Annotated in this window: 9 protein-coding genes and 1 pseudogene; 5 read left to right on the forward strand and 5 right to left on the reverse strand. The window is 71.3% G+C overall.

What is annotated here, in order from left to right:
- A pseudogene (locus ACWD0Y_RS34555) lies at window positions 1-215 on the reverse strand (Rossmann-like domain-containing protein); the annotation flags it as partial.
- Window positions 216-218: 3 nt separating this feature from the next.
- Between ACWD0Y_RS34555 and ACWD0Y_RS34560 the strand changes: the two are divergent.
- Window positions 219-629 carry a hypothetical protein gene (locus tag ACWD0Y_RS34560; RefSeq protein WP_450264220.1) on the forward strand — a complete coding sequence of 137 codons (411 nt, stop codon included), beginning with the start codon at window positions 219-221 and terminating at the stop codon, window positions 627-629.
- A gap of 255 nt (window positions 630-884) precedes the next feature.
- Here the strand turns inward: ACWD0Y_RS34560 and ACWD0Y_RS34565 are convergent, their stop codons facing one another.
- The 3 genes from ACWD0Y_RS34565 to ACWD0Y_RS34575 form a co-directional block, all read right to left on the reverse strand.
- Entirely contained in the window at window positions 885-2,036 is a 1,152-nt protein-coding gene (locus tag ACWD0Y_RS34565) for a glycoside hydrolase family 5 protein (protein ID WP_450264221.1), read from the reverse strand.
- Between the two features lie 891 nt (window positions 2,037-2,927).
- Window positions 2,928-3,689, reverse strand: a complete 762-nt coding sequence (locus tag ACWD0Y_RS34570) for an SDR family NAD(P)-dependent oxidoreductase (protein WP_450264222.1) — start codon at window positions 3,687-3,689, stop codon at window positions 2,928-2,930.
- Window positions 3,686-4,564 (reverse strand): NAD(P)-dependent oxidoreductase, encoded by an 879-nt coding sequence (locus ACWD0Y_RS34575; RefSeq protein WP_450264223.1) that lies wholly within the window; start codon window positions 4,562-4,564, stop codon window positions 3,686-3,688. Before ACWD0Y_RS34575 ends, ACWD0Y_RS34570 begins: the two co-directional genes overlap by 4 nt.
- A 133-nt stretch (window positions 4,565-4,697) precedes the next feature.
- On the opposite strand from ACWD0Y_RS34575, the gene ACWD0Y_RS34580 reads away from it, so the two are divergent.
- From ACWD0Y_RS34580 to ACWD0Y_RS34590, 3 genes are all read left to right on the forward strand, one after another.
- Window positions 4,698-7,937, forward strand: coding sequence for a BTAD domain-containing putative transcriptional regulator (locus ACWD0Y_RS34580; RefSeq protein WP_450264224.1), 3,240 nt, complete (start codon window positions 4,698-4,700; stop codon window positions 7,935-7,937).
- A 242-nt stretch (window positions 7,938-8,179) separates the two neighbouring features.
- The gene (locus ACWD0Y_RS34585) at window positions 8,180-8,452 is read left to right on the forward strand and encodes a hypothetical protein (RefSeq protein ID WP_450264225.1); all 273 of its coding nucleotides are present in this window, start codon (window positions 8,180-8,182) and stop codon (window positions 8,450-8,452) included.
- Window positions 8,453-8,674: 222 nt separating this feature from the next.
- Complete coding sequence (locus tag ACWD0Y_RS34590; protein WP_450264226.1) at window positions 8,675-9,223, forward strand: LysE family translocator; 549 nt, start codon at window positions 8,675-8,677, stop codon at window positions 9,221-9,223.
- A gap of 165 nt (window positions 9,224-9,388) precedes the next feature.
- On the opposite strand, the gene ACWD0Y_RS34595 is transcribed toward ACWD0Y_RS34590, so the two are convergent.
- Entirely contained in the window at window positions 9,389-9,799 is a 411-nt protein-coding gene (locus ACWD0Y_RS34595) for an SH3 domain-containing protein (RefSeq protein WP_450264227.1), read from the reverse strand.
- 142 nt (window positions 9,800-9,941) lie between these two features.
- On the opposite strand from ACWD0Y_RS34595, the gene ACWD0Y_RS34600 reads away from it, so the two are divergent.
- The coding region (locus tag ACWD0Y_RS34600) for an ArsR family transcriptional regulator (RefSeq protein WP_450264228.1) at window positions 9,942-10,740 on the forward strand (799 nt) is incomplete at its 3' end.

The raw sequence follows: 10,740 nt of genomic DNA on the forward strand, positions 1-10,740 counted from the left end.
ACGGCGCTGCCGGTCTGGGCGTACACCACCAGCGGGAGGTCCTGCTTGCGGCAGTGCTCGATGATCCGGTCGAAGCTGCCGTTGACGAGGGTCATACCGGTGGCGACCACGGCGTCCGCCTCGGCGAGGACCTGCGCCATGTCGTCGGTGACGGGGTCGCCCCAGTGGGTGGTGCGCAGGTTGAAGTCGCAGGGCAGTGGGACGCCGCCGTCTTCCTCGTGCTGCCGGCGGAACCGCACGCGGTCTCCGCCGACTCCCGGTACGCCGGTGACGGCTTCCGCGACGCGGTACGCCGGGTCGCCGGCCACCTGTTGGGCGAGGGGACCGGCACCGGGGCCGCACCGGCGTCCGCCACGGAGCTGGCCGACACCCTCCGCTCAGGCCTGGGCCTGCGGCAGCGCTGGACCGCGCCCGCCACGGACACCACCCGAGCCGCCGAGACCGGCACGGAACCGGTGCCGGTGCCGGTGGCGCAGTCGGGGACCGGCGCCGACCTGCCCGACTTCGGCATGGCGATGCCGGACGACCCCGGCCCGGCCACCAGCGGCTTCGACATGACCGATCCGGATCCGGCCGTCCCGGACATGACCGCGCTGGACACGAACGGCGGGCAGCCGGGTCTGGAGTGACCCCCGTGCGGCCTCCGGCATGCCGACCCCGTGGAAGCGATTGCCGTCCGCCGCGCGTGAGAGCGGGTCCGCGTCCCTGTACGGCGTGTCCTGGACGACGGAAGGCGTGCTGGATGTCTGGAAAAGCGGCCGCGGGCCTCGCTGTGGAAGCGGAGGAGCGGGGTGAATTCTTTCCAGGTGCCGATGGTGCCCTCCCCCCCGGTGCGAACGGGGAGGGCACCTGTTCACTCTTCCCTGTCTCCGGCAGGGGAGTGGTCAGCGGTCCGCGGAGCTGCCGCGAACTACGCAGGAACGGTTGCTCTCCCAGCCCCAGCCGTCCCCGTCGGAGTCGGAGGAGCTGCCGTTGACGCAGTACGGGTACCCGTTCGGGGCCGTACCGCCGCCGGCGCCGCCCGTGCCGCCGTAGACGGTGGCCGGCTTGGAGGTCGTGGAGATTCCGTTGACACCGTTGAAGAACCGGCTGCCCCAGCTGGTCAGGGAGTTCGCGTTGAAGCCGTTGACCAGGTCGAGGTACTCGACGCCGCTGCCGTTGCCGCTCCAGGACCAGCCGAGGTACCCCAGTTTCAAGGACTGCGCGGTCGCCATGATCGCGTCCTCGTGCGGGTTTCCGTCACTGTGCTCGTCACCGAACTCTCCCACCACGATGGGCAGCCGGTTGTTCACGAAGTGGTTCAGGTAGCCCTGCACCTCTGCGGCGGTGTCGTACACCCCGTACATGTGGACCGAGAAGATGGTGTTGCGGTCCGGGTCGGAGCCGAAGACCGAGGCCGCGTTGTTCCGCATGGTGTTCGACCAGTCCTGGCCCCAGTTGGGGGCGTCCACCATCAGGGCGTGGTGGACGCCGGCGTTGCGCAGCTTGCCGATCGCGCTCTTGGTGGCACCGGTCCAGGCGCTGGGGTTGTTGTTGCCGAACGGCTCGTTGCCGATGTTGACGATGACGTAATTCTCCTGGCCCGCCAGTGCGCTCTTGACGCTGAGCCAGTAGTCCGCGGCCTTGTCCAGGGAAGTCGCGGCGCCGTCTTCGCCGTAGCCGGTCGTGTCGTGCACCTCGAGTACGCAGATGAGCTTGCTCGCCTTGCACGTGCTGATCAGGGACGAGACCTCCGCAGTGCTCGTCCGGGTCCACCGGTGGCCGCTGCTGAGGACGACACGGGCGGTATTGGCGCCCTTGGCGGCGATGCCGGCGATCGAGCTGGTTCGCTCCGGATACCAGGCGTGTGCGTGATTGACACCACGCATCACGAATTCGTTGCCGTTGGCCTCATACACGCGCCCGTTGCTGACGTGGATTCCGGTGGCGGCCTCGGCCTCGCCGACGGGCCCGAATACGGGCAGCAGTAGGCCGGCCAAGGCGGCGATTACAGCGCCGACGGCCGTGAGCAGGGTGCCTCGCGGCGGCTTGTTCATGTCTCTCCTCGGGGGCATTCCAGTGGGGGATCGGCCTGCCTTGCCTTGACGCCGCCGGCACGTGGAGAGCGCCCCGTGGTGCAGGCGTCTCCCGTGTGCCCGGCCGATGGGGATGGCGGCCGGAACCGGCGGCATGACCGATGAAATCGCAGGGTCTCGGAGGTCCGCCCCGTCGCCCTTTGCCGGAGGTGGTCGGCTGGACAACGTTGTCAGAGTACGAGAAGCCATTCAGTGAAACGTGCGGGAGGACCGCCGTGGTACGGCAAGGACACACTCTCGCGCTGGTCCGCAGGCCGGATGTCCCCCCTATGAGGCACTCCGTGTTGTTGCCATGTCAATAGAAGTCTCAACGGTATTTCACGTCACAGGCAGTACGGGCACCGACCGGGAGATAAACCACAGCTAAAACGAATCGGTTCGGTTGTGGCAGTTGCCATCCCCAGGATTTCCCTCTACGGTCTTGCCCTGTTCCGAGCAGGGAATGAACGCCGTTGCCCATGGAATTGCGGGTGAGGGGCCGCAGAGCCCCGACTGGGAAAGCCTTGCTATAAGGCTGACTTCGGGTTTCGACGGCGTCCGCCGGGGCGAGGGCGAGCGCCGGTGCCATGGGCCATCCCGCTGTATCGTGCCGTCTTTACGACCGGCGGGCTCAAGGACCCGGCGGGTTCCGCGGACCGCGCGGCCAGTTCCGGACCGGCCGGTGAACCCGGTGTGGCTCATGCCGTCGTGCCGGCCGCCGGTCCGGAGGCCGGTGTGGGCGTCATGCGTCGTGTTCGGTGATGGGCCGGTTCCGCGAGGGCCTCGGTGGCATCGGTCCCGCTGACGGCACCGGTGGGACCGAGGCCACCCGGCCGCTCGTCCAGCACTGAGCCCGGGGAGGCGGGGCGTTCCTCAGGCCGGGGTGATTCCCTGGCTGATACCGCCGTCGACATGCAGCTCCGTGCCGGTCGTGAACGTGGCGTCGAAGGCGAGGAAGAGAACCGCGCGTGCGAACTCCTCGACCGAACCATGGCGTTTCATGGGAGTGATCCGGTCGCCCTCCCGCAGGAAGGCCTCCCTCTGCTCCGCGGTGAAGTCCGCGACCGCCATGGTGGGGGTTCTGATGTAACCGCCGCTCACCGCGTTGACCCGTACGTTTCTCGGGAGCAGCTCGGCGGCGAACACCTGGGTGAAGGAGCGGACCGCCGCCTTGGCTCCGGAGTACGCCGCCATGCCCGGGTAGCCCATCACGTTGGCCACCGACGTGCTGTAGACGATCGAGCCGCCCTCCCTGATCAGGGGCGCCAGCCGTTGCGTGCTGAAGAACGCGCCCTTGGTGTTGACGTCGAAGGTGCGGTCGTAGGTGGTCTCCGACACCTCTTCGAGCCGTTCCAGATAGGAAGTCCCGGCATTGACGTGCAGGAAGTCGATGGTGCCGAGCTTCTCCTCCACCTGAGTGCCGAGTTCCGCGATGTCGGCCATGCTCGTGATGTCGGAGCGGACCGTGTGGGCGGCCGGGCCGAGACCGGTTCTGACGGCTTCCAGGTTCTTCTCGTCATGGCCGGTCAGCAGCACCTCTGCCCCGCCGCTGAGCAGTGCCTCGACCACGCCCCGGCCCATTCCGTGCGTGCCGCCGATCACGACGGCCTTCTTTCCCCGGTACGCGGTGCTCATGCCGTCTTCCTCAGCGACTCGACCGCCCGGGAGAGACTGGCGGCCCCGTGGCCCTGCGCGATCTGGTGCTCGAAAAGGGACTGGAGGGGGGCGAGCAGGTCCACACCGATGCCCTGGGCCTTGGTCGCGGTCAGGATGTTGGCCAGTCCGACGGCATTGATGTCCAGGTTGGACGTCTCGGTGGTGTAGTCCCCGGAGTCGATCTCCTGGGCGAAACCGGGCAGGGCGGCGGCGGCCGCGTTCAGCCAGGGCACCAGCAGGGCTGTGATCTCGGCGGCTTTGATCTGCGCCGAGTCGCCCAGGGCAACCGACTGGAAGAACCCCGCGAACATCCCGTACATGCCGCTGAGCAGCGCGACATCGTAGACCGACGCGAGGCCGGCGTCCGCGCCGACGAACGTGCCGGTGCCAAGGAGGTCCAGCTGCTCGCGGTACGTCTCGAACACGGAGGCCGAGCCGCTGTAGAGGACGAACGCTTCGGGCGTCCCGATGGTCTGCGGCACCGCGTAGACCGCACCGTCCAGGTACTCCGCACCGCGGCCGGCCGTCCAGGCGGCCAACTCGCGGGCCGGCTCGGGGGTTCCGGAGGTGAGGTTGACCAGGACACGGCCGGTGAGGGTGTCCGCGGCCGGAACGAGGACCTCTCGTACGGTCTCGTAGTCCAGCAGGCAGACGACGACGAGACCGCCCGCAGCCAGGGCTTCGGCGGCCGTTGCCGCCCGGACCGCGCCCTTGGCGACCAGACGGTCCGCCTTGGCCTGCGAACGGTTCCACACGGTCGTGGGGTGGCCCTGCTGCAGGAAGGCGGCGGCCAGCGCTTGGCCCAGGTTGCCCAGACCGATGACCGTGACGGGCTGCTTGGAACCGGTGTTCATTTCGCTCCTCCGTTGCGTTGGCGGCTTGTGGTCACACCTTGCCGGGGGAGCCTGCCGATCGGCTGTCGGCCGGCTGTCGGTCCACAGCGGTCGCTCCGACAGGGCGGTACGGAGGCCGGGCTAGGGTGAGGCCATGCGATTCGGGGTCCTTGGTCCGCTTGCGTTGTGGAAGGACGACGGCGAGCCGGTGGCCGTCCCCGGGGCGAAGGTCCGTGCCTTGCTGGCCCAGCTGCTGGTGCACCCGGGACGCCCGGTGTCCGTCGAGCGGCTGGTGGACGATCTGTGGGGCTCCGCCCTGCCGGACGATCCCGGCAACACCCTTCAGGGAAAGGCTTCTCAGCTGCGCCGGGTCCTGGAGAGGGCCGGACCCGGCGGCCGTGAGCTCGTGGTCTCCGGGGCATCGGGGTACCTGCTGCGGGTCGGAGCCGAGGCCGTCGACGCGGGTCGGTTCACCGCTCTCCTGGACCGGGCGCGGGCCGCCGACGCACTCCACGCGAAGGCGGCGCTGCTGTCCGAGGCCCTGGAGCTGTGGCGGGGTGAGGCGTTCGCGGACTTCGCCGCCGAGCCCTTCGCCCGTGCGGCGATCAACCGGCTCGAGGAGGAACGGCTCACCGCGCTGGAGGAACACGCCGAGGCGAGACTGCAACTGGACGACGGAAACAGGAACGCGCACGGGAACGGGTACGGAAACGGGCATGCCGCGCTCGCCGGTGAACTCGGCGGTCTGGTGGCCCGGTACCCGCTCCGGGAACGGCTCCGCGCCGTACAACTGCGCGCCCTGTACCGGGCGGGGCGCCAGACCGAGGCGCTCGACAGTTACGAGGATCTGCGGCGCCGGCTCTCCGGCGAACTCGGCCTGGAGCCGGGCAACGAACTGGTGAACCTGCACCAGGCAATCCTGCGGCAGGACCCCGCACTGGACGCACCCCGTCCTGCCGGTACGAACCTGCCCGCCCCTGTCGCGGGGATCGTCGGCCGGGAGAACGCCGTTCTCGGCGTATGCCACCTGCTCGGTTCCTCCCGTCTGGTGACGCTCACGGGGCCGGGCGGGGTGGGGAAGACACGGTTGGCCGTGGAGACCGCCGGGCAGGCCGCCGCCGGCCGTCCCGACGGTGTGTGGTTCGTCGAGCTGGCCGGGCTCGACCCGTCACCGGGCCAGGGTGCGGACGTGAACGCGGATGCGGACGCGGACGCGGTGTGCGCGGTGGCCGGAGCCGTGATGAGGGCCCTCCACATCACGGAAGCGGGCGAGGCCGGTGAGCAGGTCTCCCCGGTGGGCCGGCTGACCGGGGCCCTGCGGGGCAGACGTCTCCTGCTCGTCCTGGACAACTGCGAACATCTGGTGCATCCGGTCGCCGAACTGGCCGGGACATTGCTGCGGGACGTACCGGGACTGACCATCCTGGCGACCAGTCGGGAACCTCTCGGGGTCGGCAGCGAGCGGGTGTGGCCGGTGCCGCCGCTGGAACCGCCCAGCGCCGTGGACCTGTTCATGGAGCGGGCCGGCACCGCGCCCGGTTTCACCCTCGACCCGGACAACGCCGAGGCCGTCGCCGTCCTCTGCGGGCGTCTGGACGGCATTCCGCTGGCATTGGAGCTGGCGGCCTCCCGGGTACGGACCATCGGCGTACACGGCCTGGTGGCCCGCCTGGCCGACGACAGGTTCCGGTTGCTGGCGGGCGGAACCCGGACCGCGCCGGCCCGGCAGCGGACCCTGCGGGCGGTCATCGACTGGAGCTGGGAGCTGCTGACGGCCGCGGAGCGCATCGTGCTGCGCCGGCTGTGCGTCCACGCCGGGGGCTGCACCCTGGAGGCGGCCGAAGCGGTCTGCGCCGGAGACGGCGTGAAGGCCACCGAGGTACTCGATCTGCTGGCACGTCTGGTGGACCGGTCGCTGGTTGTGCTGGACGACCGTGCGGAAGGCCCGCGGTACCGGCTGCTGGAGTCGGTGAAGGAGTACGGCCTGGAGCAACTGCGGGCAGCGGGCGAGGCCGAGGCCGTACGAGAACGGCACAGCCTGTACTACACCGAACTGGCCGTCCGGGCCCAGCCCTTGCTGCGAGGGCCCGGGCAACAGCGCCAGCTGCGGCGGCTGGACCAGGAGAGCGCCAACCTGCGCCGGGCGTTCGCCTGCGCCGTACAGCGGGGAGCGGCGGACCAGGCGCTGCGGACGGTCAACGCGCTGGCCTGGTACTGGGTACTGCGCGGCCGCCTCGCTCAGGCCCGGGGGGCCCTGGACACAGCCCTCGCCGCGGCCCCCGCACAGCTCACGCCCGAACGCGCCCTGGCCATGGCCTGGCAGACGGGCATCGCGCTGCTGGAAGGCACCGCAGCCGACGGAGCGGAGCGGATCCGGGAGGTCCTTGCGGCGTACGACGAGGTCGACGACGCTCCGGGGCAGGCCACGGCACTGTGGTTCCTGGGGGCCGCGCAGATGGGTTCCGGTGATGTGGGCAGCGGGGAGGCACTGGTGGACCGGGCCCTGCAGGGCTTCCGCGCGCTGGATGACACCTGGGGAACGGCGGCGGTCCTGAGCGTACGGGCAAGGCACGCGATGGCCCGTGGGGACCTGGACGCGGTCGGGCGCGACGGGGAGCTGAGCGCCCGTCTCTTCCAGGAGGCCGGCGACCAGTGGGGGCAGTTGCAGACGGTCTTCCCGCTGGCCGCACTGAGCGAGATCACCGGTGACTACGCACGGGCCGCGCGGCTGCAGCGGGACGGGCTGGCCATCGCCGAGCGGCTCGGACTGTGGACGGAGGCCGCCAAGCGGCTGTCCGGCCTCGGGCGGCTCGCCCTGCTGACGGACGACTGCGCGCAGGCCCGCACGTATCACCGGCGGGCGCTCAAGCTGGCTCGCGAGCAGAATTTCAGGTCCGGGCAGGTCGACGCCGAGATCGGGCTCGGGCTCGGAGCCCGCAGGGAGGGCGACTACGACCTGGCCGAGACCCACATGCGCGGTTTGCTCTCGTGGTTCCGAGAAGTGGGTTACGGGCCCGGCACCTCGCTGGCCCTGGCCGAACTGGGTTTCGTCGCGGAGCTGCGCGGCGACGCTGCCGCCGCCCGGGCTCTGCACGCGGAGGGCTTCGCCACAGCGCGTGAACTCGGCGACCCGCGCGCCGTGGCCCTGGCCCTGGAGGGACTGGCCGGCGCGAGAGCCGTGGCCGGGGAGTACCGGCAGTCGGCGGCTCTGCTGGGCGCGGCAGCGGCGGCCCGGAGGTCCGTCGGCGCTCCGCTGCCGCCCGCCGAACGACGGGACGTGGACCGTGTCGGGGCCGCGTCACGCGAGGCCCTGGGAGAGGACGCCTTCGCTGCCGAGTTCGACCGTGGCACCTTGCTGGACCTCGACCAGGCGCAGGCCCTGGGCACCGGCTGACCGGGATCTTCCGTGCCGGCGCCGGCGCCGACACCGATGCCTACGCCGAAACCGCGCAGGCGATCGGCGCCGCACCCGAGGCGTCCGGTGCCCATGGCTGCGGGCGCCTCGGGTCCCACCCCTGGTGTACGAGAGACCTGGACGGGAAGCGGTCCCTTGGGACGTCGGGCAGGAGCAGTGGGTGACCGGGGGTCTGGCGTTCCCGTCCGGCGACCGGTCACCACCACCGAGCGGGGGCGGCAGTGCGGAGTGGGGCAGGCGGGGGAGCGCTGCCCCGCCAAGAAGGCCGGCTCTCGCACGCGTTGCGACGCTGGAGCGGCTGTGCGGGCCTGGCCCGCGAGGTGTGCGACGCCGCCTGCCGGGGCGGTCCGCCGCTGGAGACGGCCGGGCCGCACGACGAGGGGGCCACGGTCCTGCCTCCGCTGCCCGTGGCGGACGAGCGACTGGAGCAGGGCCTCGGGATGCCCGACGAGGCCGTCGCCTCGGTGGTCGGCGTACGGACCCTCGCGGCCTGACCGGATCCGGGCGCCCCGGATCCTGGACGAACACCTCCCCGGCGGCGCACCGGCCGCGGGGCCGACGAACGGAGAGCGGATGTCGGTCGACCTCGTCGGCTTCCTCGGCGTGGTGCTGGTGGCGTACGTGGTTCCCGGGCCGGACTTCCTCGTGGTGGTGAGGTCGGCGGCCGAGCACCCGTCGAAGGGGCGGGCCGCGGCGCTGGGTGCCCAGGCCGGGCTGTGCGTGCACATGCTCACCGCCGCCGCCGGGCTGTCGGTGATCGCCGCCCGCTCCCCCTGGTCTACGACGCCATCAAGCTGCTGGGCGCGGCCTACCTGGTCTACCTGGGCGTACGGGCGGTGCGGGCCGCCCGGCGGTCCGCCCGCGAGCGGCCCGCCGGGCGGGAGGCGACCGGCGGCCCGGAGGCGACCGGCGGCCCGGAGGACGGCCCCCCTCCGCAGGCCCCGGCAGAGGGCGGACCCGCCCAAGGCCGGTGGCGGTCCGGCTTCACCCAGGGATTTCTCACCAACGTGCTCAACCCCAAGGCGGCGTTGTTCTTCCTCAGTATCCTGCCGCAGTTCGTCGACGGCGGCGGCTCGATGACCCGGCAGATCTTCTTCCTCGGCATCCTGGACGTCCTCATCGGCATCGTCTACTGGTTCGCCCTGGTCGCCGTCGCCGCGCGGCTGCGAGCGCTGCTCGCCCGTCCGGAGGTCCGCCACCGCTGGGAGCTGACGACCGGCTGGCTCTTCATCGCCATCGGCATCGGCGTCGCCGCGGCCGCCTGACCCCGGCCGGTGACCGGCCCCGGGCGCGGCGCGACACGCCGTGACGCGCAGCCGCTCTTCGGCTCCGGGCAACGGGGCCCGCCCGACAGGTGATCGGGCGGGCCCGTTCCGGTCATCCGGCCCCGGCTCACTCACGCACAGGCCGGGCCCGGCCGAGGGGCAGGGCTAGCACCTCGCGGAGGACGGCAGGTTGGCGTACTTGTTGCCCGAGAAGTAGATCGCGCTGGAATAGCCCCACCGGCCACTGCTGTTCCTCGCGTAGATCCACACGTTGTTGGTGGTGCCCTCGGCGGTCACCGACTCGCCGATCCTCCAGCAGCTCACCGTGTAGGAGGTGTCCGCATAGAGCCGGCCTATCAGCTCGTAGCCCCCGGACGGACCGGTCCGGTGGTTCACCGTCTTCCAGACCTCGCGGCTGTACAGGGCCCTCACCTGGACCGGGTCGGCCGCCGGAACCCCCTCTGCCCGCTGCGTGGAAGCGGCGGCCGGCGCCGCACCGGCCGTGCCCAGGATTCCCGCGAAAGCGATCGCCCCCGCTCCGACAGCGACTGCCGTACGCCTCTTGAGAGTTCGCATGCTGTTCCTCCTGCGTCATGGTTCCCGGTGGCGCGGACACGCCCACAGCCCTGCGCTGTTGAGCAACCATGACCGGTCTCGGCCGGCCCCGGCCATGATGTTTCGGCTCACCACAAAAGCTGAGCTCATAAGGGGGAACAAGATGCTCCGCATCCACTTCAAAGATGCCGACTTGGGCGCGGTCCGCGTCGCCGCCGCGCCGAATCCGCTCTGGGAGATCGCCACCAGCCTGCACCGTCTCCAGACCCGGGACGGCCGTTGGGCCTACGCGGGCTGGCACAGGACCGTCTTGACCCGGCTGCGGGAGAAGGGGCTGGGCCGAGCCCTCCGCACGATTCTCCTGCCGCTTTTCCCCCGCGCCGCCTACTTCCCGGACTTCCTGACCCCGGGGCGGGGCGTCGACGGTCTCGCCGCGGGGCTCGACGCGATCCTGGAGACCTCCCCGCAGCGGGTGTCGGAGGAGCTGGCCCGGCTCGCCCGTACCGTCGGGGCGCCTCCGTGGGCAGCGCGGCTCACCGAACTGGAGGAACGCAGGGAACTCGTACGCGTGCTGCGCGCGTACTACGACGTCGGCATCGCACCGTACGCCGAGGACATCCGCTCCCGTTTCGACGCCGAACGGGCCTCGCGCTGCCGCGGGTTCCTGGACGACGGTGTCGACGGCCTCCTCGGCGGTGCGGGCCCCCTGATGCGCTGGCAACGGCCCGTGCTGCGGGTCGAGTATCCGCCCGTGAACCGGGATCTGCGGCTGAACGGGCGCGGTGTGACGCTCGTCCCCACGTACTTCTGCTGGCGCACTCCGAACAGCCTGGCCGATCCGGAGCTCCCGCCCGTCCTGTGCTACCCGGTGCTCCGGCGCGCCGGTACCCCGCCTCCGGGCCACCGGCTCGCCGGCGATCCGTCCGTACCCCTGACGACGCTCCTCGGGCGGACCCCGGCGG

The sequence above is a fragment of the Streptomyces altiplanensis genome, assembly GCF_053591575.1.

Coding starts and splice junctions, on each gene's coding strand:
- ACWD0Y_RS34565 (WP_450264221.1), bottom strand. CDS start 2,036: ATGAACAAGCCGCCGCGAGGCACCCTGCTCACGGCCGTCGGCGCTGTA.
- ACWD0Y_RS34570 (WP_450264222.1), bottom strand. CDS start 3,689: ATGAGCACCGCGTACCGGGGAAAGAAGGCCGTCGTGATCGGCGGCACG.
- ACWD0Y_RS34575 (WP_450264223.1), bottom strand. CDS start 4,564: ATGAACACCGGTTCCAAGCAGCCCGTCACGGTCATCGGTCTGGGCAAC.
- ACWD0Y_RS34580 (WP_450264224.1), top strand. CDS start 4,698: ATGCGATTCGGGGTCCTTGGTCCGCTTGCGTTGTGGAAGGACGACGGC.
- ACWD0Y_RS34595 (WP_450264227.1), bottom strand. CDS start 9,799: ATGCGAACTCTCAAGAGGCGTACGGCAGTCGCTGTCGGAGCGGGGGCG.